General features: G+C 59.8%; 21 protein-coding genes and 1 pseudogene. 16 read left to right on the forward strand and 6 right to left on the reverse strand.

Going from position 1 to position 23,313, the window contains the following annotated elements:
* The first annotated feature begins 220 nt into the window (after positions 1 to 220).
* The 4 genes from KHQ23_RS11780 (at position 221) to KHQ23_RS11795 (ending at position 4,310) form a co-directional block, all read left to right on the forward strand.
* The gene (locus KHQ23_RS11780; protein WP_004174520.1) at positions 221 to 1,558 is read left to right on the forward strand and encodes a PTS sugar transporter subunit IIC; all 1,338 of its coding nucleotides are present in this window, start codon (positions 221 to 223) and stop codon (positions 1,556 to 1,558) included.
* 7 nt (positions 1,559 to 1,565) lie between these two features.
* Positions 1,566 to 2,993 (forward strand): glycoside hydrolase family 1 protein, encoded by a 1,428-nt coding sequence (locus tag KHQ23_RS11785; protein WP_004174521.1) that lies wholly within the window; start codon positions 1,566 to 1,568, stop codon positions 2,991 to 2,993.
* Between the two features lie 67 nt (positions 2,994 to 3,060).
* Positions 3,061 to 3,834 (forward strand): GntR family transcriptional regulator, encoded by a 774-nt coding sequence (locus tag KHQ23_RS11790; protein ID WP_002915985.1) that lies wholly within the window; start codon positions 3,061 to 3,063, stop codon positions 3,832 to 3,834.
* Positions 3,831 to 4,310, forward strand: coding sequence for a GNAT family N-acetyltransferase (locus tag KHQ23_RS11795; protein WP_211776870.1), 480 nt, complete (start codon positions 3,831 to 3,833; stop codon positions 4,308 to 4,310). Before KHQ23_RS11790 ends, KHQ23_RS11795 begins: the two co-directional genes overlap by 4 nt.
* Here KHQ23_RS11795 and galR read toward each other — a convergent pair.
* Positions 4,271 to 5,287 carry an HTH-type transcriptional regulator GalR gene (gene galR, locus KHQ23_RS11800; protein WP_002915981.1) on the reverse strand — a complete coding sequence of 339 codons (1,017 nt, stop codon included), beginning with the start codon at positions 5,285 to 5,287 and terminating at the stop codon, positions 4,271 to 4,273. The genes KHQ23_RS11795 and galR overlap by 40 nt on opposite strands.
* A gap of 93 nt (positions 5,288 to 5,380) precedes the next feature.
* Between galR and KHQ23_RS11805 the strand changes: the two are divergent.
* From KHQ23_RS11805 to lplT, 3 genes and pseudogenes are all read left to right on the forward strand, one after another.
* Positions 5,381 to 5,645: pseudogene (locus tag KHQ23_RS11805) on the forward strand (hypothetical protein).
* 262 nt (positions 5,646 to 5,907) lie between these two features.
* Complete coding sequence (gene aas / locus KHQ23_RS11810) at positions 5,908 to 8,067, forward strand: bifunctional acyl-ACP--phospholipid O-acyltransferase/long-chain-fatty-acid--ACP ligase (protein ID WP_002915977.1); 2,160 nt, start codon at positions 5,908 to 5,910, stop codon at positions 8,065 to 8,067.
* On the forward strand, positions 8,060 to 9,253 hold the full coding sequence (lplT, locus tag KHQ23_RS11815; RefSeq protein WP_002915976.1) for a lysophospholipid transporter LplT: 1,194 nt from the start codon (positions 8,060 to 8,062) through the stop codon (positions 9,251 to 9,253). The genes aas and lplT overlap by 8 nt, the downstream gene beginning before the upstream one ends.
* Positions 9,254 to 9,355: 102 nt before the next feature.
* Here lplT and KHQ23_RS11820 read toward each other — a convergent pair whose 3' ends face one another.
* The 5 genes from KHQ23_RS11820 to KHQ23_RS11840 all read right to left on the reverse strand — a co-directional run bounded on the left by KHQ23_RS11820 (position 9,356) and on the right by KHQ23_RS11840 (position 12,660).
* Complete coding sequence (locus tag KHQ23_RS11820; protein ID WP_002915975.1) at positions 9,356 to 10,396, reverse strand: NADP(H)-dependent aldo-keto reductase; 1,041 nt, start codon at positions 10,394 to 10,396, stop codon at positions 9,356 to 9,358.
* Positions 10,397 to 10,616: 220 nt separating this feature from the next.
* A complete protein-coding gene (locus tag KHQ23_RS11825) occupies positions 10,617 to 10,835 on the reverse strand; it encodes a YgdI/YgdR family lipoprotein (RefSeq protein ID WP_002915974.1) in 219 nt (72 codons plus the stop codon).
* A gap of 123 nt (positions 10,836 to 10,958) precedes the next feature.
* Positions 10,959 to 11,672, reverse strand: a complete 714-nt coding sequence (locus tag KHQ23_RS11830) for a TerC family protein (RefSeq protein ID WP_002915973.1) — start codon at positions 11,670 to 11,672, stop codon at positions 10,959 to 10,961.
* A gap of 63 nt (positions 11,673 to 11,735) precedes the next feature.
* The gene (gene mutH, locus KHQ23_RS11835; RefSeq protein ID WP_004143967.1) at positions 11,736 to 12,431 is read right to left on the reverse strand and encodes a DNA mismatch repair endonuclease MutH; all 696 of its coding nucleotides are present in this window, start codon (positions 12,429 to 12,431) and stop codon (positions 11,736 to 11,738) included.
* Positions 12,432 to 12,516: 85 nt separating this feature from the next.
* On the reverse strand, positions 12,517 to 12,660 hold the full coding sequence (locus KHQ23_RS11840; protein ID WP_072277557.1) for a hypothetical protein: 144 nt from the start codon (positions 12,658 to 12,660) through the stop codon (positions 12,517 to 12,519).
* A gap of 453 nt (positions 12,661 to 13,113) precedes the next feature.
* Here KHQ23_RS11840 and rppH point away from each other — a divergent pair, with 453 nt between their 5' ends.
* The 9 genes from rppH to recC all read left to right on the forward strand — a co-directional run bounded on the left by rppH (position 13,114) and on the right by recC (position 23,219).
* Positions 13,114 to 13,644 carry an RNA pyrophosphohydrolase gene (gene rppH, locus KHQ23_RS11845; protein WP_002915936.1) on the forward strand — a complete coding sequence of 177 codons (531 nt, stop codon included), beginning with the start codon at positions 13,114 to 13,116 and terminating at the stop codon, positions 13,642 to 13,644.
* Between the two features lie 12 nt (positions 13,645 to 13,656).
* On the forward strand, positions 13,657 to 15,903 hold the full coding sequence (gene ptsP, locus KHQ23_RS11850) for a phosphoenolpyruvate--protein phosphotransferase (protein ID WP_002915935.1): 2,247 nt from the start codon (positions 13,657 to 13,659) through the stop codon (positions 15,901 to 15,903).
* Between the two features lie 245 nt (positions 15,904 to 16,148).
* Positions 16,149 to 17,024, forward strand: coding sequence for a prolipoprotein diacylglyceryl transferase (gene lgt, locus KHQ23_RS11855; protein WP_002915934.1), 876 nt, complete (start codon positions 16,149 to 16,151; stop codon positions 17,022 to 17,024).
* Positions 17,025 to 17,030: 6 nt separating this feature from the next.
* Positions 17,031 to 17,825, forward strand: a complete 795-nt coding sequence (gene thyA / locus KHQ23_RS11860) for a thymidylate synthase (RefSeq protein ID WP_002915933.1) — start codon at positions 17,031 to 17,033, stop codon at positions 17,823 to 17,825.
* Between the two features lie 186 nt (positions 17,826 to 18,011).
* Complete coding sequence (locus KHQ23_RS11865; protein ID WP_002915932.1) at positions 18,012 to 18,563, forward strand: prepilin peptidase-dependent protein; 552 nt, start codon at positions 18,012 to 18,014, stop codon at positions 18,561 to 18,563.
* A complete protein-coding gene (locus KHQ23_RS11870) occupies positions 18,560 to 19,117 on the forward strand; it encodes a prepilin peptidase-dependent protein (RefSeq protein WP_211777050.1) in 558 nt (185 codons plus the stop codon). The genes KHQ23_RS11865 and KHQ23_RS11870 overlap by 4 nt, the downstream gene beginning before the upstream one ends.
* Positions 19,114 to 19,521 carry a DUF2509 family protein gene (locus KHQ23_RS11875; protein ID WP_032435014.1) on the forward strand — a complete coding sequence of 136 codons (408 nt, stop codon included), beginning with the start codon at positions 19,114 to 19,116 and terminating at the stop codon, positions 19,519 to 19,521. The genes KHQ23_RS11870 and KHQ23_RS11875 overlap by 4 nt, the downstream gene beginning before the upstream one ends.
* Complete coding sequence (locus KHQ23_RS11880) at positions 19,506 to 19,829, forward strand: prepilin-type N-terminal cleavage/methylation domain-containing protein (RefSeq protein WP_002915888.1); 324 nt, start codon at positions 19,506 to 19,508, stop codon at positions 19,827 to 19,829. The genes KHQ23_RS11875 and KHQ23_RS11880 overlap by 16 nt, the downstream gene beginning before the upstream one ends.
* A 12-nt stretch (positions 19,830 to 19,841) precedes the next feature.
* The gene (gene recC, locus KHQ23_RS11885) at positions 19,842 to 23,219 is read left to right on the forward strand and encodes an exodeoxyribonuclease V subunit gamma (protein WP_032435012.1); all 3,378 of its coding nucleotides are present in this window, start codon (positions 19,842 to 19,844) and stop codon (positions 23,217 to 23,219) included.
* Positions 23,220 to 23,313 lie beyond the last annotated feature (94 nt).

Below are 23,313 nucleotides of genomic sequence, written 5' to 3' on the forward strand. Positions count from 1 at the left end.
GGGGCGGAAAAACCATCGCGATCACGCTTTTGGCAGGAACTGACGAGCCGACAGACTCTGGTATGCCAATGTCGATTTTATCGGATATTTGGGATACCACTGTGCGCGTTGCGAGCGCTGTCACAGAACTATTTTTGCCTGGCGACTATGTTTTGGTATGCCAAAAGTCTCTGGCTGTTCACCTGGCCACAATAAGCCCTTTACTCTGAGGTACTCTTTTATGGCATTACAGGACAAACTGATCGACGCGCTGGGGCGTTTCGCGACGACATTCAACAGCTATCGCTACATTATGGCGATCAAATCGGCGTTTATTACCCTGATGCCGGTGATCATCGTCGGGGCCTTTTCGGTGCTGATCTCCAATATGGTGCTGGATCCGAAGAATGGGCTCGCCAGCTTTTCCTCGCTCTCCTTTCTTGCGGCGCTGAAGCCGATCACCAGCGCGCTTAACTACGCTACGCTCAACTTCCTCAATATCGGCGCCGTGTTTCTGATCGGTATTGAGCTGGGGCGGATCAACGGCATCAAAAGCCTGTTTCCCGGCCTGTTGGCGGTGATCTGCTTTATCTGCGTCACGCCGACCACGGTGGAGATGATGGTCGATGGCCAGATGCACGTGGTGAAAGATGTCCTGCTGCGCCAGTTTTCCGATACCCGCAGTCTGTTCCTTGGGATGTTCATCGCCATTCTGTCAGTGGAGATTTACTGCTGGCTGGAGGGGCGCAAGGGACTGAAGATCAAAATGCCGGATACTGTGCCGCCGAACGTCTCTGCCTCTTTTTCCGCGCTGATCCCGGCGATCATCACCACCACCGCGATCGCCACCTTTGGTTTTCTCTTTCACCAGCTGACGGGAATGTATCTCTACGATGCGGTCTACCAGGTGGTGCAGCAGCCGCTGGAGCGGGTGGTGCAGAGCCTGCCGGGGATCCTGCTGCTGATGTTCGTCGCCCAGCTGTTCTGGGTGATCGGCATTCACGGCAACCAGATGATCAAGCCGATCCGCGAGCCGCTGCTGCTGGGAGCGATCACTGTCAATATGAGCGCTTTTGAGCAGGGGAAAGAGGTACCGAACATCATCACGATGCCCTTCTGGGATGTCTACATGAGCATCGGCGGCTCGGGGCTGACCATCGGCCTGCTGATTGCGGTGATGATCGCCACCAGGCGCAAAGAGATGAAAGAGATCGCCAAGCTGTCGATAGGCCCGGGGCTGTTCAATATTAACGAGCCGGTGATCTTCGGGATGCCGATCATGCTCAACCCGATCCTCGCCATCCCGTTTATCATCACCCCGCTGGTGACCGGCAGCATCGGCTATTTCGCCACCCTGACCGGCTTCGCCGGCAAGGCGGTGGTGATGGTGCCCTGGACCACACCGCCGCTGATCAACGCCTGGCTCTCCACCGCCGGCTCGATGGGGGCGGTGGTGACCCAGCTTATCTGCATCGTCGTCGCAGTGCTTATCTATCTGCCTTTCGTCAAAATCGCCTCCCGCCGTGCCGATGCCGCGCAGCGTCAGGTAGACAATCAACAAACCGCCAACCCTGTCTGAGGAGCCTATGACTACCGTACGGATGACCATTCCCGATGATTTTATCCTTGGCGCGGCGGCTTCCGCCTGGCAGACCGAAGGCTGGAGCGGGAAAAAACCAGGGCAGGACTCCTGGCCCGATCTCTGGTACAAAAACGATCGCCACGTCTGGCATAACGGCTATGGCCCGGCGGTGGCCACCGATTTTATCAACCGCTTTCAGGAAGATGTGCAGCTGATGAAGCTGGCCGGGCTGACCCACTACCGCACCTCAATCAACTGGTCGCGCTTTCTGACCGACTATGAAAACGTCACGGTGGATGAGGAGTATGCGGCCTATTATGACCAGCTGTTCGATGCGCTGCTGGCCAACGGCATCACGCCGATGATCTGCCTTGAGCATTATGAATTGCCCGGCTATCTGCTGGAAAAGTATGGCGGCTGGGGGTCGAAAACGGTGGTTGAGCTGTTTGTGCGCTACGCGGAGAAGGTGTTTGCCCGCTACCACCCGAAGGTAACGCGCTGGTTTACCTTTAATGAGCCAATTGTGGTGCAGACCCGGGTCTATCTGGATGCTCTGCGCTGGCCCTATGAGCAGAACACCAGCACCTGGATGCAGTGGAACTATCATAAGGTGCTGGCGACCGCCAGCGTCGTGAAGCGGTTTCGCGAGCTCGGCTATCCCGGGACCGTCGGCTGCATCCTCAATCCGGAGGTGACCTACCCACGCTCACGCGCCCCCCATGACCTGCGCGCGGCGGAGATCTACGATCTGTTCTACAACCGCATGTTCCTCGACCCGCTGGTGCACGGCGTCTGGCCGCCGGAGCTTCTCGCGCTGCTTGAGCAGCATCAGGTGACGTGGGAGACCAGCGAAGAGGATCTGGCGGTTATCCGCGAGCACACCGTCGATGAGCTGGGGATTAATCTTTACTACCCGCACCGGGTCAAAGCCCCGTCGCGGGCCTGGCATCCGCACACCCCGTTCCATCCGGCCTGGTATTATGAGCCGTTTGAGCTGCCCGGCCGGCGGATGAACGCCTCCCGCGGCTGGGAAATCTACCCGCAAATCATCTTTGATATGGCGATGCGGATAAAAAATGACTATCGCAACATCCCGTGGTTCGTGGCGGAGAGCGGGATGGGGGTGGAAAACGAAGGCCAGTTCCGTAACCGCGAAGGCGTCATCGATGACAGCTACCGCATTCGTTTTATCAGCGAACATCTGTGGCACACCCTGCGCGCCCGCGAGGCAGGGGCCAACTGCCAGGGCTATATGCTGTGGGCGTTTACCGACAACGTATCGCCGATGAACGCCTTTAAAAACCGCTACGGGCTTATCGAAATCGATCTGCAAAACCATCGCGCCCGGCGACCCAAAGCCTCGGCGCACTGGTTTCGTCAACTGGGCGAACGGCGTGAACTGGTGCTGGATATCGATGATGAATACCGCTAGCCGGGGGCAATATTTGCTAAGATAGCGGCGTATTTGACTCGCAGGCATGTAACGCACAGGTGATTTTGTGGAAAAAGCGATAGTTCCGCCGGAAAAGAAGCCCTATCAGGAGATTGGTGATGACCTGCGCGCCCAGATCGCGCAGGGGCGCTACCCGGTTGGGTCGCGTTTGCCGCCGGAACGCCATATTGCCGAAACCTATGGCGTCAGCCGGACCATCGTGCGCGAAGCGCTGCTGATGCTGGAGCTGCAGGGGACGGTGGATATTCGTCAGGGATCCGGGGTGTATGTCATGCGCATTCCCCACGAGAACGACAGCGAAGAGGAGCAGCTGCTCAGCAGCGACGTCGGCCCGTTTGAAATTCTCCAGGCGCGCCAGCTGCTGGAGAGCAACATCGCCGCCTTTGCCGCGAAAATGGCCACCCGCGCCGATATCGACAATCTGAAGCGGATTATTGAACAGGAGCAGCGGGCAATCGCTCTCAACGACACCGCGCAGGATAACGCTCGTCTGTTCCATCTGGTGCTCGCCGGGGCGACGCAGAACCAGATGCTGTTGGCGACGGTAGAGCGGATCTGGCTGCAGATGGACAGCAGCCCGCTGTGGCAGCAGTTCAATGTGCATATTGCCAGCCGCGCCTGGCGGCTGAAATGGCTCGGCGACCGGCAGACCCTGCTCGCCGCGCTGCGGCGTCGCGATGTGATGGGCGCCTGGCAGGCGATGTGGCAGCATCTGGAAAACGTCAAAAACAGCCTGCTGGAGCTGTCCGATGAGGACGCCCCCGACTTTGACGGCTATCTGTTCGACTCAGTGCCGATTTTTCAGGGGAAGCTGGTATGACGATCCTGCCGCTGTACGCTGCGCCGCAGTTCGCCCCGCAGGTGACCGACTGGCTGTGGCAGGCCTTTGGCGGCGAGACGCTGCCGCGGCAATTCTTCGCCAGCATCGTGCAGCATAGCCAGACGGCGGAGGCGCTGCCGTTGACCTTTATTGCCGTGGAAGGCGAGCAGTTGCTCGGCACGATTGGCCTCTGGCGCTGCGATTTGATCAGCCGCCAGGATCTGTTTCCCTGGCTGGCGGCGCTGTTCGTCGCGCCCGCCGCCCGCGGTCAGGGGCTGGCCGGAAAACTGCAGCGGCATGTGATCGATTATGCCCGCCTCGCGGGCTTTCGGGAGCTCTATCTCTACTCCGCCTGCCGGGATTTCTATGAACGCTTCGGCTGGCGCTACATCGGCGAGGGGCTGGATTACCCGGCCACCGCCGTGCACCTCTATCGCTATGACTTATCGCCTTCCTGCGGGGCGACCACCGAGTGACGACGGACCAGCGTCGGGCTGAACAGATGGGTGATCTCCGGCGCCGGCCGCTGCTCCGCCAGGGCTAAAGCCAGCTCGGCCGCCTGGGTCGCCATCGTGACGATCGGATAGCGGACGGTAGTCAACCGCGGGCGGACATAGCGCGAAATCAGGACATCGTCGAAGCCAATCAGCGAAATCTCCCGCGGAACGTCGATGCCGTTGTCATTCAGCACCCCCATCGCGCCGGCGGCCATCGAGTCGTTATAGCAGGCGACGGCGCTAAAGTGGCGGCCGCGGCCAAGCAGTTCGGTCATCGCCTGTTCGCCGCCGCTTTCATCCGGCTCGGCAAACGTGACCAGCCGGTCGTTGCACGGCAGGCCGCTCTCCTCCAGCGCCGCGTAGTACCCCTGCAGCCGATCTTCCGCATCGGAGATATCATGGTTTGAGCACAGATAGCCGATACGCGTGTGCCCCTGCTGGATCAAATGGCGGGTCGCCAGCCAGGCGCCGTAGCGGTCGTCCAGCGCGACGCAGCGGGTTTCATATCCGGGCAGGATGCGGTTGATCAGCACCATGCCGGGGATCTGCTTCATTAACCCCGCCAGTTCCTCATCGGGGATCATTTTGGCGTGCACCACCAGCGCCGCGCAGCGATGGCGGATCAGCTGCTCTATCGCCTGGCGCTCCTTCTGCACGTTGTGGTAGCCATTGCCAATCAGCAAAAAATTGCCGGTGCGGTAGGCCACCTGTTCGACGGCTTTGACCATCGCGCCGAAGAAGGGGTCGGAGACATCGCCCACCACCAGGCCGACGGTTTCCGTTGACTGCTGGGCCAGCGCCCGGGCGTTCGCGTTGGGGTGATAGTTCAGGGTTTCCATCGCCGCGCCCACGGACTGACGCGAAGCTTCGCTGGCTTTGGGAGAGTTGTTGATGACGCGGGAGACGGTAGCGACGGAGACTCCTGCGAGTCGGGCTACATCCTTAATAGTCGCCATACCATGCCTTTTCTAGGGTAAGCGTTTACATACTGCTATGTTACGGGAAAGAGCGGCAGATTCAAGGCGCGGCGGCGAAGGAATGGCGCAAATGTGATTCAGCGCGGGCTTATCGGTGACCTGTTTACATTGACGCGATCGGTAATTGAAACCGGCGCAGGGAAATACAAACCTTTGCTTACACTTTGCGATGCGCTGTTGCGAATGTTCGCTGGTTTGTTCGCGGATCCGGTTGATATTCTGGCTATCCCAGAGGTATTGATAGGTGGAGTCAACGTCACGTTGACCACTTTACTTACACCAGCCTGCGCAGATGCGCAGGTTTTTTTTTGCCCGCTATCGGCGTTGTTACAGATAGCGAAAATCGTAATACCTCGTTGCACTTAGGCTCACTCCCTTGCGTTTTCCCGCTGGCCCGTTACGGCCAAAAAACGTGACAATCGAGATCCCAGAGGTATTGATAGGTGAGTTTCTCAGGTACGCTCTTCGTACTGAACGTCTTACACCGACCTGCGCGGATGCGCAGGTTTTTTTTATTCCGAAAATCCCCCGCTGCACTGCTTTCCCATGCCTTCTCGTGTAACCTGCTTTGACTCATCAACCGGTCACATGGAGTTGTTATGCTTTTGGGATTTTTCAGACTGCTGTTCAAGGGGTTATACCGGGTCAGACTGACCGGCGACACGCAGGCTTTATACCAGCAAAAGGTCTTAATCACCCCGAACCACGTCTCTTTCCTCGACGGCATTCTGCTGGCGCTGTTTTTGCCGGTCCGACCGGTTTTTGCGGTCTATACCTCAATCAGCCAGCGCTGGTTTATGCGCGCGCTGACGCCGATTATCGATTTTGTGCCGCTGGACCCGACCAAGCCGATGTCGATCAAACATCTGGTGCGCCTGATTGAGCAGGGGCGGCCGGTGGTTATTTTCCCGGAAGGGCGAATTTCGGTCAGCGGCTCGCTGATGAAAATTTATGACGGCGCCGCCTTTGTCGCCGCCAAATCGCAGGCGACCATTGTGCCGCTGCGTATTGAAGGCGCCGAACTGACGCCCTTCAGCCGGCTGAAGGGGCTGGTGAAACGTCGCCTGTTCCCGCGTATTCAGCTGCATCTCCTGCCGCCCACCCATCTGCCGATGCCCGAGGCGCCGCGCGCCCGCGACCGGCGGAAGATCGCCGGGGAGATGCTGCACCAGATCATGATGGAAGCCCGGATGGCGGTGCGCCCGCGGGAAACCCTGTATGAGTCGCTGCTGGCGGCGCAGGACCGCTTCGGCGCGCGCAAACCCTGCGTGGAGGATATCAACTTCCAGCCGGATACCTATCGCAAGCTGCTGACCAAAACCCTGTTTGTCGCCCGCATTCTGGAAAAATACAGCCAGCCGGGCGAGAAGATCGGCCTGATGCTGCCTAACGCCGGCATCAGCGCGGCGGTGATTTTCGGCGCTATCGCCCGCGGGCGTATTCCGGCGATGATGAACTATACCGCCGGGGTGAAAGGGCTCAGCAGCGCGATAGCCGCCGCGGAGCTCAACACCATTTTCACCTCGCGCACCTTCCTCGATAAAGGCAAACTCTGGCACCTGCCGGAGCAGCTGACCCAGGTGCGCTGGGTATTCCTGGAAGATCTTAAAGGCGATATCACCCTCGCTGACAAACTGTGGATTTTTGCTCATCTGCTGGCGCCGCGTCTGGCGCAGGTTAAGCAGCAGCCGGAAGACGCGGCGATGATCCTCTTCACCTCCGGTTCCGAGGGCAATCCGAAAGGGGTGGTGCACAGCCATAAGAGTCTGCTGTCCAACGTCGAGCAGATCAAAACTATCGCCGACTTTACCGCCAATGACCGCTTTATGTCGGCGCTGCCGCTGTTCCACTCTTTTGGCCTCACCGTCGGCCTGCTGACGCCGCTGCTTACCGGGGCGGAAGTGTTTCTCTATCCCAGCCCGCTGCACTATCGCGTGGTGCCGGAGCTGGTCTACGATCGCAACTGTACGGTGCTGTTCGGCACTTCGACCTTCCTCGCCAACTATGCCCGTTTCGCCAATCCGTACGATTTTTACCGCCTGCGCTACGTGGTCGCCGGGGCGGAGAAGCTGCAGGAGAGCACCAAACAGCTGTGGCAGGATAAATTCGGCCTGCGCATTCTCGAAGGCTATGGCGTGACCGAGTGCGCGCCGGTGGTCTCGATTAACGTGCCGATGGCGGCGAAGGTCGGCACCGTGGGCCGCATCCTGCCGGGGATGGACGCCCGCCTGCTGGCGATGCCAGGCATTGATCAAGGGGGGCGGCTGCAGCTGAAAGGGCCGAACATCATGAAAGGCTACCTGCGGGTGGAAAACCCCGGCGTGCTGGAAGCGCCTGCGGCGGAAAACCAGCACGGCGAGATGGAAGCGGGCTGGTATGACACCGGGGATATCGTTACCTTCGACGAGCAGGGCTATGTCCGCATTCAGGGCCGCGCGAAGCGCTTCGCCAAAATCGCCGGCGAGATGATCTCCCTCGAGATGGTGGAGCAGGTGGCCCTCGGCGCGTCGCCGGACAAAATGCACGCCACGGCGATTAAACAGGACGCCAGCAAAGGCGAGGCGCTGGTGCTGTTTACCACCGATAATGAACTGACTCGTGAAGCCCTGCTGCGCTACGCCCGCCAGCACGGCGTACCGGAGCTGGCGGTGCCGCGAGATATACGCTGGCTGAAACAGCTACCGGTGCTCGGCAGCGGCAAGCCAGACTATGTCACCCTGAAAAATATGGTCGACGAGGCGGAAACAACCCATGAGTGAGTCAGTACATACTAACCCTTCGCTGTACTCGAAAGGGATGCTGGCGGTGATCTGCGCCCAGTTCCTGTCGGCCTTCGGCGACAATGCGCTTCTCTTCGCCACCCTGGCGCTGATGAAGCAGCTCTATTATCCGGAGTGGAGCCAGCCGGTCCTGCAGATGTTGTTTGTGGGCGCTTACATCCTCTTTGCCCCCTTTGTCGGTCAGTTCGCCGATAGCTTTGCCAAAGGCCGGGTGATGATGGTGGCCAACGGCCTGAAACTGCTCGGCGCCGGCTGCATCTGCTTCGGCGTCAATCCGTTTATCGGCTATACGCTGGTGGGGATTGGCGCCGCCGCCTATTCGCCGGCCAAGTATGGCATTCTCGGCGAACTCACCACCGGCGATAAGTTAGTGAAGGCTAACGGACTGATGGAGTCCTCGACCATCGCGGCGATCCTGCTGGGCTCCATGGCCGGCGGGATCCTCGCCGACTGGCACGTGCTGGCGGCGCTGATCGTCTGCGCGCTGGTCTACGGCGGGGCGGTAGTGGCTAACCTGTGGATACCCAGGCTGCCGGCAGCGCGTCCGGGGCAGTCGTGGCGTTTTAAGCCAATGACGCACAGCTTCTTCAGCGCCTGCCGGACGCTGTGGCGCAACGGCGAAACCCGCTTTTCGCTGATGGGCACCAGCCTGTTCTGGGGCGCTGGCGTGACCCTGCGTTTCCTGCTGGTGATCTGGGTGCCGGTGGCGCTGGGCATTACCAGCAACGCCATGCCCACCTATCTTAATGCGATGGTGGCGGTGGGGATTGTGCTGGGTGCCGGGGCGGCGGCGAAGCTGGTGACCCTGGAGACGGTGTCGCGCTGTATGCCGGCCGGGATTTTGATCGGTATCGCGGTGATAGCCTTTGCGGTGCAGCAGTCGCTGCTGCCGGCGTTCGGTCTGCTGCTGCTGCTCGGGGTGTTCGGCGGGTTCTTTATCGTACCGCTGAACGCGCTGCTGCAGGAGCGTGGGAAACATTCGGTCGGGGCAGGTAACGCCATTGCGGTACAGAACCTCGGTGAGAACGTGGCGATGCTGCTGATGCTGGGGCTCTATTCCCTGGCGGTGAGCGTGGGCGTTCCACCGGTCGCCGTGGGGATAGGCTTTGGCGCGGTATTCGCCGTGGCCATTGCCGCGCTGTGGGTCTGGGGGCGGCGTAAATAACCTCCCGGCTTGCGCTGCGCTTGACTGGGCGAGGGGGTCGCCAATATCTGCTCTTCAGTAGCCCGGGTAAGGCGTATAAGCCTTACCCGGGGCTTTGCTTTCTTACGGCGCCGGGTAGGTATAAACCTGATGCACCGCCTCAATCTCCGCTAATACCTCTTCGCTCAGCTCAAGCTGCAAACTTTCCACGTTGGCCTGCAGCTGCGTCATGGTCGTCGCCCCCAGCAGGGTGCTGGCGACAAACGGCTGCCGACGCACAAAGGCCAGCGCCATTTGCGCCGGATCGAGGCCGTGGCGTTTGGCGATATCCACATAGGCCGCTACCGCTTTCTGCGACTGCTCGCTGCTGTAGCGCGTAAAGCGGCTGAACAGCGTATTGCGCGCCCCTGCCGGCTTCGCACCGTTGAGATACTTGCCGGTCAGTGTGCCGAAAGCCAGACAAGAGTAGGCCAGCAGCTCCACGCCTTCGAACTGACTCACTTCCGCGAGGCCGACTTCAAAGCTGCGGTTCAGCAGGCTGTAAGGATTCTGAATAGTCACGATCCGCGGGAGGTCGTGCTTATCCGCCAGGTGCAGATAACGCATCACGCCGAAGGCGGTTTCGTTCGACACGCCGATGTAGCGGATCTTCCCGGCGCGCTGGAACTCGGTCAGCGCTTCGAGGGTATCCAGCAGCGTCACGGCGGGCGCGGCGTCGGCCCAGGTATAGCCCAGCTTGCCAAAGCAGTTGGTTGGCCGCTGCGGCCAGTGAACCTGATATAAATCGAGATAATCGGTCTGCAGCCGCTTCAGGCTGGCGTGCAGCGCCTCGCGGATATTTTTGCGGTCCAGGACGTGATTGGGCCGAATGCTGCTGTCGTTATTGCGCGCGGGCCCGCTGACTTTCGAGGCGAGCACCAGCTTTTCGCGATTGCCGCGTTTCGCCAGCCAGTTGCCGACGTAGGTTTCAGTCAGCCCCTGGGTTTCCGGGCGCGGCGGGACCGGGTACATTTCAGCGACATCGATCAGGTTGATGCCGTTGGCAACCGCGTAATCGAGCTGCTGGTGGGCATCGGCCTCGCTATTCTGTTCGCCAAAAGTCATGGTTCCCAGCCCGAGGGTGCTGATTTCAAGAGAACTGTGTGGGATACGGTGATACTGCATAGCCAGCTTCCTTTTTATTTATAAGGTCAGGCATTCCCCGACAAAGGAGTATCAACATGGCAGAGGGTGAGAAAAAGAGGAAGTAAAAAATCAAAAAAGCCGGGTGACGAGGAGGGGCGGTGGGTGAAACCCGCGGCGTCCTGGTATATCCCGACTCTTCTCAAAAGACTGGTGGTCGGTAAGCGCAGCGTCAACAGAAGCTGGGGCCGACAGGGAAAGATTAACGCTTAATGATTTGCGAAACGTCGTCACGATTGATCTGCATTTTATTACCCTGCTGATCTTCGTAACTGATTAAACCGGTATCGTCATCCACGGTAGGTTTACCGTCGGTCAGGATCATTCGCCCATCTTTGGTCGCCATGACGTAATCGCTGCTGCAACCGGAAACCGAGAACGCCAGTCCTACGGCGGAAATCAATACTGCCCATTTCTTCATCGTCAACACCTCTTCAGTAGCTGCACCCCATACCCGTCTATTAATAGCCTGATTTGTGAGACATAAAAAGCAGTAAAGTCTGAAAAAGGGTTGCAGCCTGTGACCAGGCTGCAATTTTGTGGTTTACAGCGGGTTTTTCTTATTACGCAGCAGGTTAAGGCTCTCCACCGCGATAGAGAAGAACATGGCGAAATAGATGTATCCCTTCGGCACATGGACGTCGAAGCTTTCCAGCATCAGGGTAAAGCCGACGAGGATCAGAAACGACAGCGCCAGCATTTTCACCGAAGGATGACGGTCAACAAAATCGCCGATGGGTCGCGCGGCGAACATCATCACCCCCACCGCGATCACCACTGCCGCCATCATGATGAACAGATGATCCGACAGGCCGACGGCGGTGATCACTGAATCGAGGCTAAAGATGATATCCAGCAGCATGATCTGCACGATGGCGCCGAGGAAGGAGTGGACGTTGGTCTTCAGCCCCTCCTCTTCACCTTCGATAGATTCATGGATCTCTTTACTGGCTTTCCAGATAAGGAATAGCCCGCCGAGCAGCAAGATCAGATCGCGAAACGAGATCTCCTGACCGAAAACGGTAAAGAGCGGGTTGGTAAGCTTAACGACCCAGGCGATTGAGGCCAGCAGCGCCAGACGCATGACCATCGCGCCCATCAAACCGATCCGGCGCGCATGGGCGCGCTGGGCGGTGGGGAGCTTAGCCACGACCAGAGAGAGGAAAATAATATTGTCGATCCCGAGCACGATCTCCAGCAGCGTCAATGTGCCCAGCGCCAGCCAGGCGTTAGGATCGGTTATCCATGCAAATAACATTGTTCAAAGTCCTGCAAAATAGAAAGCAGCAATTATATGCAACCCCCAACGCAGAACAAAAAATTAATCGTGTTGTAACAAGAAATGGCGGGCAAGCAGAGCGGCGGTAAAATTCTTTTTCAGATAGAAACCGCGCGGCAGCGTGAGGATTGTCTCCCCGCGGGCGCCGATGGCTTCGGTCAGCGCCTTGCTGTTGGCGGCTTTCGGTCTTAACTGCAGCACCTCGCCGTGGCGGGCGGTAATGCGCTCGACCTCACCGAGAACAATGAGATCCATCAGCTCTTCCCAGTCCATGCGCAGCTGGCGCTCCTCGTCTTCGTCCGGGCTCCACAGCAGCGGTGCGCCGACGCGCCGCGCCGCCAGCGGGATGGTGCGTTCACCCTCCACCGGGATCCACAGGACGCGCTGCAGCTTATGCCGTACATGGCTGCTCTCCCAGGTGACGCCGCTATTGCCGGTTAACGGGGCGACGCAGACGAAGGTGGTCTCCAGCGGGCGTCCCCGGCTGTCGATGGGGATCGTTTTGAGCTCGACCCCCAGCGCGGCGAAATCCTGCTCGGGTTTACTGCCTGCGCTGGCGCCCAGCCACAGCTCCAGCAGAATGCCCGTCCAGCCTTTATCGCGCTTCAGATCGCGCGGAATGGGGATCCCCGCCAGCGCCGCCAGCTCGCCCAGCGAATAGCCGGCCAGCTGGCGGGCCTGGGCCAGCAGCTGCTCCTGACTTTGCGGCGGTGAGGCGAGCGGAGCGATAGCGGGCATAGGGTAATACCTTTGGTTAAAAAGTGAGCGCTAATTTTGCGCGTTGTGGATAGAGTTTACCGTTTTCTGAGTAACTATACCAATCTCATGATTTATATGGCTTTTTAAACTCATCATACGGCTTATGAAAACGGTGTAAACGGGTTTTCCAGAACTGGTCACTGACAATAAACAGGATCTTACACCATGTTATCCACAGAAAAGTGGGATAACTGGGGAAAAGACTCACTACTGGTTCGATTTACAGCCTTGACGTGCGACGAAAATCGAATTTTTAGAGAAAATCTGCCGGTGGCCTGCGCGTAATCTGTGGATAAAATCGACATTGCTCGATCTTTCATCAGTCGGCGGATCGCATGTGTGATGATCGTCACGTTATGCTGTAATGTGTGAAAGGAATATATTCTAACTTTATGAATATGATACTATTATTTTCAGATGCTAGCGATGCGATGTTCGGATTACTCTGGGTTTTCCCGGGTTAATTCCGTACTTCTTCACAACTCTATCCACAGAAAAAGTGAATAAAATCGGCTGTCACGCGCTTTCATTGTTTATAACTCTGGCAATTACTGTGAGTTATTCAAATGTTATCCGTTCTCAGTGTGCGAACAGAGTGGTTTACCGTTTCCGGCGAGTGTGAAACAATCATTCACATTGAAGCTTATCTTGAGGTAGTCCGGTGATTGATGACGATGGCTACCGCCCAAATGTCGGTATTGTAATCTGTAATCGTCAGGGCCAGGTGATGTGGGCCCGGCGCTATGGTCAGCACTCGTGGCAGTTCCCGCAAGGGGGCATTAATCCAGGAGAATCCGCAGAGCAGGCGATGTATCGGGAATTGTTTGAAGAGGTCGGGTTAAGCCGTAAAGATGTGCGGATCCTGGCCTCAACCCGTAACTGGCTGCGTTACAAGTTGCCTAAACGTTTGGTGCGTTGGGACACAAAGCCGGTTTGTATCGGCCAGAAACAAAAGTGGTTTCTTTTGCAGTTGATCGGCAATGATGCGGACATCAATATGCAAACCAGCAGTACACCTGAATTTGATGGTTGGCGCTGGGTGAGTTACTGGTACCCGGTTCGCCAGGTGGTGTCGTTTAAGCGCGACGTCTACCGCCGGGTGATGAAAGAGTTCGCCAGCGTGACCATGTCGCTGGCGGAGAGCGCACCTAAGCCGCAAAACGCGCCTGCTTATCGACGTAAAAGAGGTTAAGCCACGCACATTATGCTCACTCGGTTGCGAGAAATAGTCGAGAAGGTCGCGAGCGCGCCGCGTTTAAACGAGGCGCTGGATATTCTGGTGACGGATGTCTGCCAGGCGATGGAGACGGAAGTCTGCTCGGTTTACCTGGCTGACAATGACCGACGCTGCTATTACCTGATGGCCACCCGCGGGTTAAAAAAACCTCGCGGGCGCACCGTTGCGCTGGCGTTCGATGAAGGCCTGGTGGGGCTGGTTGGCCGCCTGGCGGAACCCATCAACCTCGCCGATGCGCAAAAACACCCCAGCTTCAAATATATCCCCGCCGTCAAAGAGGACCGCTTCCGCGCCTTCCTTGGCGTGCCGATCATTCAGCGCCGCCAGCTGCTGGGCGTGCTGGTGGTCCAGCAGCGCGAGCTGCGTCAGTTTGATGAAAGCGAAGAGTCTTTCCTCGTCACCCTCGCCACCCAGATGGCGGCGATCCTCTCCCAGTCCCAGCTGAACGCCCTGTTCGGCCAGTATCGTCAAACGCGCATTCGCGCTCTGCCGGCCTCTTCCGGGGTGGCGATCGCCGAGGGCTGGATGGACGTCAGCCTGCCGCTGATGGAGCAGGTGTATGAAGCCTCGACGCTGGACACCGCCTCGGAACGCGAACGCCTGACCGGTGCGCTGGAAGAGGCGGCCAACGAGTTTCGTCGCTACAGCAAACGCTACGCCGCCGGGGCGCAAAAAGAGACGGCGGCGATCTTCGATCTCTACTCGCACCTGCTCTCTGACGCCCGCCTGCGTCGCGAGCTGTTTGCCGAAGTTGACAAAGGCGCCGTCGCCGAGTGGGCCGTCAAAAAGATCATTGAGAAGTTCGCCGAACAGTTTGCCGCGCTGAGCGACGGCTATTTGAAAGAGCGGGCCGGCGATCTGCGTACCCTGGGCCAGCGTCTGCTGTTCCATCTCGACGACAGTATTCAGGGGCCCAACACCTGGCCGGCGCGCATTATCCTCGTGGCGGACGAGCTGTCGGCCACCACCCTCGCCGAAGTGCCGCAGGATCGCCTGGCCGGCGTGGTGGTGCGCGATGGCGCCGCCAACTCCCATGCCGCTATTATGGTGCGGGCCCTCGGCATCCCAACGGTGATGGGCGCCGATATTCAGCCCTCGCTGCTGCATGGCCATACGCTGATTGTCGATGGCTATCGCGGTGAACTGCTGGTGGATCCTGAACCTGTCCTGTTGCAGGAGTATCAGCGCCTTATCAGCGAAGAGAACGAACTCAGCCGCCTGGCGGAGGACGATCTCCAGCGCGCGTCGGAGCTGAAAAGCGGCGAGCGGGTGAAAGTCATGCTCAACGCCGGCTTAAGCCCGGAGCACGAAGAGAAGCTCGGCAGCTTTGTTGACGGCATTGGCCTCTACCGCACCGAAATTCCCTTTATGCTGCAGAGCGGCTTCCCCTCAGAAGAGGAGCAGGTCGCCCAGTATCAGGGCATGCTGCAGATGTTTAACAGCAAACCGGTGACCCTGCGTACCCTGGACATCGGCGCGGATAAACAACTGCCGTATATGCCGATCAGCGAAGAGAACCCGTGCCTCGGCTGGCGCGGGATCCGCATCACCCTCGATCAGCCGGAGATCTTTTTGATCCAGGTGCGGGCGATGCTGCGCGCCAACGCCGCCACCGGCAACCTCAGCATTTTGCTGCCGATGGTGACCAGTCTGGAGGAGGTGGATGAGGCCCGTCGGCTGATCGATCGCGCCAGCCGGGAAGTGGAAGAGATGATCGGCTACGCCATCCCGCGTCCGCGCCTGGGGGTGATGCTGGAGGTCCCGTCGATGGTCTTTATGCTGCCGCAGCTGGCCAGCCGGATCGATTTTATCTCGGTAGGGACGAACGACCTGACCCAGTACCTGCTGGCCGTCGACCGCAACAATACCCGGGTCGCCAGCATGTATGACAGCCTGCATCCTGCGGTATTGCGTGCGCTGGCGATGATCGCCCATGACGCGGAGCGCTTTGGCATCGATCTGCGCCTGTGCGGCGAGATGGCGGGCGACCCGATGTGCGTGACGATCCTTATCGGCCTCGGTTACCGCCATCTGTCGATGAACGGCCGCTCGGTGGCGAGGGTGAAGTATCTGCTGCGCCGCATTGATATCGAAGAGGCGCAGGAGCTGTCGCGTCGCAGCCTCGATGCGCAGATGACCGCCGAGGTGCGCCATCAGGTGGCGGCCTTTATGGAGCGTCGCGGTCTCGGCGGCCTGATCCGCGGCGGGCGGTAGCGCCAGCCCGGGTGAGGCGTAAGCCGTAACCCGGGGATCCTCTGCTCGCACCCTCCGGCAAAGTAGGGTACCGCCGGGAAAACGGCATTCTGTTAGCATCCGTATACATATCTTTTACACGTTCGGCGCGGATCGCTCTTGTGGCTTATGCTATGATTCGCCTCCTTCGGCGTGCCCGTTTTGTTCGGGTATGGATCATCACCGCTGTCCACTTTCGGCGGAATAACAAGTCTTTATGGTGACAGATGAATAGTGGCTACCTGCATTTTCCGGAGTTCGATCCGGTCATTTTTTCTCTAGGCCCGGTCTCCCTCCACTGGTACGGTTTGATGTACCTGGTGGGCTTTGTCTTTGCGATGTGGCTGGCCACCCGTCGGGCGAATCGTCCGGGCAGCGGCTGGACGAAAAATGAAGTGGAAAACCTGCTCTACGCGGGCTTCCTCGGCGTCTTCCTGGGCGGTCGTATCGGCTACGTGCTGTTTTACAACCTGCCGGTATTTCTTGCCGATCCGCTGTATCTGTTCCGCGTCTGGGACGGCGGCATGTCGTTCCACGGCGGCCTGATCGGCGTGATCCTGGTGATGATTATCTTCGCCAGACGCACCAAACGCACCTTCTTCCAGGTCTCCGATTTTATCGCGCCGCTGATCCCGTTTGGTCTTGGCGCCGGGCGTCTGGGCAACTTTATCAACGGCGAGCTGTGGGGCCGCGTAGACCCGAGCTTCCACTACACGATGATTTTCCCGGGCTCCCGTGCCGAAGACCTGGCGCTGCTGCCGACGCATCCGGAATGGCAATCGCTGTTCGATACCTACGGCGCGCTGCCGCGTCACGCGTCGCAGCTGTACGAGCTGGCGCTGGAAGGCGTGGTACTGTTCCTGATCCTCAACCTGTTTATCCGTAAACCGCGCCCGACCGGCTCCGTTTCCGGTCTGTTCCTGATTGGCTACGGCCTGTTCCGCATCATCGTGGAATTCTTCCGCCAGCCCGACGCCCAGTTCACCGGCGGCTGGGTGCAGTACATCAGTATGGGGCAGATTCTTTCGATCCCGATGGTGCTTGCGGGTATCATTATGATGGTTTGGGCTTACCGCCACCGTCCGCAGCAACAGAATTCTTGAGGAACCATGAAACAGTATCTTGATTTGATGCAGAAAGTGCTCACCGAGGGCACGCCAAAAAATGACCGCACCGGCACTGGCACGATCTCCATTTTCGGCCATCAGATGCGTTTTAACCTGCAGGAAGGCTTCCCGCTGGTGACCACCAAGCGCTGTCATTTACGCTCCATCATCCATGAACTGCTGTGGTTCCTGCAGGGCGACACCAACATCGCCTATCTGCACGAGAACAACGTCACCATCTGGGACGAGTGGGCGGATGAGAATGGCGACCTGGGGCCGGTCTACGGCAAACAGTGGCGTTCCTGGCCTGCGCCGGACGGCCGCCATATCGACCAGATCAGCACGGTGATGAACCAGCTGAAAAACGACCCGGACTCCCGCCGGATCATCGTCTCGGCATGGAACGTCGGCGAGCTGGATAAAATGGCGCTGGCGCCGTGCCACGCCTTCTTCCAGTTCTACGTCGCCGACGGCAAGCTCTCCTGCCAGCTGTATCAGCGTTCCTGCGATGTGTTCCTCGGCCTGCCGTTCAATATCGCCAGCTACGCGCTGCTGGTGCATATGGTGGCGCAGCAGTGCGATCTGCAGGTCGGTGATTTCGTCTGGACCGGCGGAGACACCCATCTGTACAGCAACCATCTTGAGCAGACCAACCTGCAGCTAAGCCGCGAACCGCGTCCGCTGCCGAAGCTGGTCATCAAACGCAAGCCGGCGTCGATCTTCGACTACCGCTTTGAAGACTTCGAGATTGAAGGTTACGATCCGCACCCGGGCATTAAAGCGCCGGTGGCGATTTAACCCCCCAGCAGAGATGACTAACCGGCGCCCGATGGCGCCGGTTTTTTTATGCCCTTCGCACCACCCGATGGGAGCGCTTTCCGTTACCACCGGGAGAAGGTTGTTTTCACCTGCCCCCCAGGCCACAGGTGGTTGCGGTGGGCGAAGTTGGGTAGACGTTCGCAAAAAAATGTTCTTCTGTCGAGTATGCAAAGCTTTTTTGCGTATCTGGCCGGGAAAGCTATTTTCCGTCGTCGCGCCAGGGCCAATCGCCGCGGCATACTCGACGCCATGAACAGAGAACATGGCTACACCCTGATGGAAACCCTGGTAACGCTGACACTGATGATGATCCTCAGCGTCGGCGGCCTGTACGGCTGGCAGCGCTGGCAGCAGCAGCAACGACTGTGGCAAACCGCCGTCCAGGTGCGGGATTTTCTGCTCTTTCTGCGCGATGACGCCAACGCCTACAACCGGGACCGCGTGCTTCGCGTCGGCCAGGACGAAGTGGGCTGGTGCCTGAGCGCGGAGGGGGAGGGGCCTGACTGCGCCTCGGGGACATCCTTCACGCTGCGCCCGCGCTGGCCGGGGATCACGCTGGCTGGCGTTACGCCTGGTCTGGGGTTTTATGGTCTGCGCAGCACCGCCTGGGCGGGGAATCTGCGGCTGCAGAGCGCGGCCGGCAGCTGGAGCATTGTGATCTCACACTGGGGGCGGATTCGTTTATGCCGCAGCGACAGCGCAGGAGGGTGTCAGTGAGCCGCCGCGGATTTTCCCTGGCGGAGGCGCTTATCGCCATGGCCATCGGCTCGCTGCTGCTGACGGGGGCCTGCCGCTTTCTGCCTGCCCTGCAGCGTCATATTCTGCGCCAGGGCGAACAGCTGGCCCTGGAGAACGAGCTGTGGCAGCGCGTGCATGCCGTGGGAAAACATCTGCAGCGCGCCGGGTACTGCCGGGGAGCGTGCGGCGGAGCCGGGCTGGAGCTAGCCGCTGGCGGCGAGTGTCTGATTGTGCGCTGGGATGCGAACAGCAACGGGAGATGGGAAACCTCCCCCGCGGCAGCGGCGGAGAGCACCGGCTTTCGCCTGCACGACGGCGCGCTGGAGACCCTGCGCGGGGCCAGCGACTGCCGCGGCGGCGGATGGGAGAAAATCACCAACCCGGCCGCCATCGTGGTGACGCGCTTCTCGGTACAACGTCAGGTCACCCCGGGCTTCGCGCCGGAGCTGAGCGTGACGCTGGCGGCGCGCTCCGCGCAACAGACGGGCCTGACGAGCGAGGTTGAGCAGCGGGTGACGGGGTATAACCTGTGATCCGCCAGCGTGGAATGTCGTCGCTGCTGATGGTGCTCCTGTTGCTGACCCTCGGCAGCCTGTTACTCGAGGGGCTTAACCTGAAGCAGCGGGCGCTGCTGGCGCAAACCGCCAGCGAAACGCAAGCGATCCGCGATACGGCGATAGCCCATTCCGCGCTGCAGTGGGGAAAACAGCAGGTCTGGTCGGCGCAGGTGGCGCTGGCCTGCCGGGAGCAGGCGCCGCAGGGCTGGCGCGCCTGTCTGCGTATCTTCGGCGACGGTTCACTGGTGCTCAGCAGCGCCAGCGGCGAGGTGCAGGTCTGGCAGTCCGGCGAGGTGCGCGGCGGGCAGGTGCGTTTTTCCGCCCACGGCTGGAGCGATTTTTGCCCGCTCAGGGAGGCGAGCTTATGTCAAATGCCCTGAAGCGTCAGCGGGGGTTTAGCCTGCCGGAGACCGTGCTGGCGATGGCGCTGATGGTGCTGACGGTCACCGCGCTGGGCGGCTATCAGCGCGGAATGGCGCAAGGAATTGTCCAGTTGAACCAGACCCGTCAACTGTGGCGCGACGCGTGGCGCTATAGCCAGCTCTCCGCGCCGCCGTCGCCGGCACGCGGGCAGGTAAGCCGTATGCAGACATCGAGGCAAAGATGTGTCAGCATCACGGTAACGATCAGTAGACCCGTTGCAAAGCGGGTGCAGATGACCCGGCTGCATTGCCCGGTCAGCCAGTAGTCAGGAGCAATTATGTTAAGGGTATACCACTCAAACCGGCTGGATGTTCTCGAGGCGTTGATGGAGTTTATCGTCGAGCGCCAGCGGCTGGATGACCCTTTTCAGGCCGAAATGGTGCTGGTGCAGAGTACCGGCATGGCGCAGTGGCTGCAGATGACCCTGGCCGCGCGCTTCGGGATTGCCGCCAATATCGAGTTCCCGCTGCCGGCGAGCTTTATCTGGGATATGTTCGTGCGCGTCCTGAAAGATATTCCGGGCGAAAGCGCCTTCAGCAAGCAGAGCATGAGCTGGAAGCTGATGACCCTCCTGCCGCAGCACCTGGAGGAAGACGATTTTATCCTGCTGCGCCAGTATCTGAGTGATGACGGCGACAAGCGCAAGCTGTTTCAGCTGGCCGCCCGGGTGGCGGACCTCTATGACCAGTACCTCGTCTATCGCCCGGAGTGGCTGATGCGCTGGGAGGCCGGCCAGCGGGTGGAAGGTCTCGGCGATGCCCAGCAGTGGCAGGCGCCGCTGTGGCAGGCGCTGGTGAGCTACACCGCCGAGCTGGGGCAGCCGCAGTGGCACCGCGCCAATCTCTACCAGCGCTTTATCAGTACCCTGGAAAAAGCGGACGAACCGCCCGCCGGGCTGCCGTCGCGCGTCTTCATCTGCGGGATTTCCGCGCTGCCGCCGGTCTATCTTCAGGCGCTGCAGGCGCTGGGTAAGCATGTCGATGTCTATGTCTTGTTTACCAACCCCTGCCGCTACTACTGGGGAGACATTAAGGATCCGGCGTTTCTGGCGAAGCTGCTGTCGCGTCAGCGGCGCCATCACCGCGAGGCGCGCGCGCTACCTCTGTTTCGCGACACCGAGCAGGCGCCGGGGTTGTTTAATGACGCCGGGGAACAGGATGTCGGCAACCCGTTGCTCGCCTCCTGGGGGAAACTGGGGCGCGACTATATCTACCTGCTGGCGGGGCTGGAGCGCTATGAGGAGCTGGACGCTTTTGTCGACATCGCCCCCGATAACCTGTTGCATAACCTGCAATCGGATATCCTTGAACTACGCAACGCGGCGGTGGCCGGGCAGAGCGCAGAGGCATTCGCCCACAGTCGCGACAAACGTCCGCTTGCGCTGGATGACCGCAGTCTGAGCATTCACGTCTGCCACAGTCCGCAGCGCGAAGTGGAGGTTCTGCACGATAGGCTACTGGCGATGCTGGAGGCGGATCCGACGCTCACGCCGCGGGATATCATCGTCATGGTGGCGGATATCGACAGCTACAGCCCCTATATACAGGCGGTGTTTGGCGCCGCCAGCGGCGATCGCTGGCTGCCGTGGGCGATCTCCGACCGTCGCGCCCGAGAGTCGCACCCGGTGCTGCAGGCGTTTATCACGCTGCTCTCGCTGCCGGACAGCCGCTTCGCCAGTGAAGATGTGCTGGCGCTGCTGGACGTCCCGGTGCTGGCGGCGCGCTTTAATATCACGGAAGAAGGGCTGCGCTATCTGCGCCAGTGGGTGAACGAGTCCGGCGTCCGCTGGGGAATGGATGACGACAACGTCCGTGAGCTGGACCTGCCGGCGACCGGGCAGCATACCTGGCGGTTCGGCCTCACCCGCATGCTGTTGGGCTACGCGATGGACAGCCGCGAGGGAGAATGGCAGTCGGTGCTGCCGTATGACGAATCCAGCGGTTTGATCGCCGAGCTGGTGGGCAACCTCGCGTCGCTGCTGATGCAGCTTAATCTGTGGCGACGCGGCCTGACCCAGCAGCGGCCGCTGGCGGAGTGGCTGCCGGTCTGTCGCGATCTGCTGAATGACTTTTTCCTGCCGGACAGTGAGACCGAAGCGGCGCTGGCGCTGATTGAGCAGCAGTGGCTGGCGGTTATTGATAGCGGTCTGGAGGCGCAGTATGGCGAGCAGGTGCCGCTGACGCTGCTGCGCGATGAGCTGGCCCAGCGCCTCGATCAGCAGCGGATCAGCCAGCGCTTTCTTGCCGGCCCGGTCAATATCTGTACCCTGATGCCGATGCGTTCGATCCCCTTTAAGGTGGTGTGCCTGCTGGGGATGAATGACGGGGTTTATCCGCGCACGCTACCGCCGCTGGGCTTTGATTTAATGAGCCAGAAGCCGCAGCGCGGCGACCGCAGCCGGCGCGATGATGACCGCTATCTGTTCCTCGAAGCGCTGATGTCCGCCGAGCAGACGCTGTATATCAGCTATATCGGCCGTTCGATCCAGGACAACAGCGAGCGTTTTCCTTCGGTGCTGGTGCAGGAGCTGGTGGATTATATCGGCCAGAGCCACTGTCTCGCCGGTGACGAAGAGCTTGACTGCGACGCCAGCGAAGCGCGGGTTAAAGCCCACATCACCCATCTGCATACGCGCATGCCGTTCGACGTAGCCAATTTCCAGGAAGACGAGAACAAGAGCTACGCTCGTGAATGGCTGGCGGCCGCCGGCCAGCAGGGAGAGGCGCATAGCGATTTTATACAGCCGCTCACCGCGCCGCCGATTGACAGCCTGCCGTTCGATCAGCTCCTGCGCTTCTGGCAGCACCCGGTACGCGCGTTCTTTCAGCAGCGTTTGCGGGTCAATTTCCGCGCGGAAGAGGACGATATTCCAGACGACGAGCCGTTCACTCTTGAAGGGCTGAGCCGTTATCAACTGAATCAGCAACTGCTCAATACGCTTATTGAGGAGCAGGACGTCTCGGCTATGTTCCGCCGCTTTCGCGCCGCCGGCGAGCTGCCGTATGGCGCCTTTGGCGAGCTGGTCTGGGAGACGCAGCGCCTGGAGATGCAGGCGCTGGCCGAGCGGGTGATGGCCGAGCGCCAGCAGGCGCAGAGCATGGAGATCGATCTGCAGTGCGGCGGCGTGAACCTGACCGGCTGGCTGCAGCAGGTGCAGCCGGACGGTCTGCTGCGCTGGCGGCCTTCGCTGCTGAGCGTCTCCCAGGGGATGCAACTTTGGCTGGAACACCTTGTCTACTGCGCCAGCGGCGGCACCGGCGAGAGCCGGCTGTTTGTGCGGAAAGAGGGAGAGTGGCGTTTTCCGGCGCTGGCGCCCGCCGAGGCGCAGGCGTACCTTAACGAGCTGGTGGATGGCTATTTGCTGGGGATGTCGCAGCCGCTGCTGCTGCTGCCGGAAAGCGGTGGCGCCTGGCTGAAAGCCTGTTACGACGCCGAAAAGGATGTCATCTTAATGGACGAAGAGACGCTGCAGAAAGCGCGGAGCAAATTCCTGCAGACCTACGAAGGGAACATGGTGGTCAGCGGGGAGGGCGCCGATATCTGGTATCAACGCCTGTGGCGTTCGCTGGAGCCGGCGCATTACGAAGAAATCATTGCCCAGACGCAGCGTTATCTGTTACCGCTATATCGTTACCATCGGTCCACACAAATTTAAATAGTATAAAAATTGCGCACTGAATGGCGGTTCATTTAATATGCGCAACGTATCACGGACTGATGGACATAAAAGGCTGCACGCTGTGCAGCGC

Origin of the sequence: Klebsiella sp. 64 (genome assembly GCF_018223915.1) — a bacterium.
Classification (GTDB): domain Bacteria; phylum Pseudomonadota; class Gammaproteobacteria; order Enterobacterales; family Enterobacteriaceae; genus Klebsiella; species Klebsiella pneumoniae.

Excerpts from the sequence above, each read along its gene's own strand:
- galR (WP_002915981.1), bottom strand. The coding sequence starts at position 5,287 with ATGGCGACTATTAAGGATGTAGCCCGACTCGCAGGAGTCTCCGTCGCT.
- lgt (WP_002915934.1), top strand. The coding sequence starts at position 16,149 with ATGAATAGTGGCTACCTGCATTTTCCGGAGTTCGATCCGGTCATTTTT.
- KHQ23_RS11820 (WP_002915975.1), bottom strand. The coding sequence starts at position 10,396 with ATGCAGTATCACCGTATCCCACACAGTTCTCTTGAAATCAGCACCCTC.
- KHQ23_RS11830 (WP_002915973.1), bottom strand. The coding sequence starts at position 11,672 with ATGTTATTTGCATGGATAACCGATCCTAACGCCTGGCTGGCGCTGGGC.
- KHQ23_RS11880 (WP_002915888.1), top strand. The coding sequence starts at position 19,506 with ATGTCAAATGCCCTGAAGCGTCAGCGGGGGTTTAGCCTGCCGGAGACC.
- lplT (WP_002915976.1), top strand. The coding sequence starts at position 8,060 with ATGAGTGAGTCAGTACATACTAACCCTTCGCTGTACTCGAAAGGGATG.
- KHQ23_RS11825 (WP_002915974.1), bottom strand. The coding sequence starts at position 10,835 with ATGAAGAAATGGGCAGTATTGATTTCCGCCGTAGGACTGGCGTTCTCG.
- KHQ23_RS11795 (WP_211776870.1), top strand. The coding sequence starts at position 3,831 with ATGACGATCCTGCCGCTGTACGCTGCGCCGCAGTTCGCCCCGCAGGTG.
- aas (WP_002915977.1), top strand. The coding sequence starts at position 5,908 with ATGCTTTTGGGATTTTTCAGACTGCTGTTCAAGGGGTTATACCGGGTC.
- ptsP (WP_002915935.1), top strand. The coding sequence starts at position 13,657 with ATGCTCACTCGGTTGCGAGAAATAGTCGAGAAGGTCGCGAGCGCGCCG.
- KHQ23_RS11865 (WP_002915932.1), top strand. The coding sequence starts at position 18,012 with ATGCAAAGCTTTTTTGCGTATCTGGCCGGGAAAGCTATTTTCCGTCGT.
- mutH (WP_004143967.1), bottom strand. The coding sequence starts at position 12,431 with ATGCCCGCTATCGCTCCGCTCGCCTCACCGCCGCAAAGTCAGGAGCAG.
- KHQ23_RS11780 (WP_004174520.1), top strand. The coding sequence starts at position 221 with ATGGCATTACAGGACAAACTGATCGACGCGCTGGGGCGTTTCGCGACG.
- KHQ23_RS11785 (WP_004174521.1), top strand. The coding sequence starts at position 1,566 with ATGACTACCGTACGGATGACCATTCCCGATGATTTTATCCTTGGCGCG.
- recC (WP_032435012.1), top strand. The coding sequence starts at position 19,842 with ATGTTAAGGGTATACCACTCAAACCGGCTGGATGTTCTCGAGGCGTTG.
- thyA (WP_002915933.1), top strand. The coding sequence starts at position 17,031 with ATGAAACAGTATCTTGATTTGATGCAGAAAGTGCTCACCGAGGGCACG.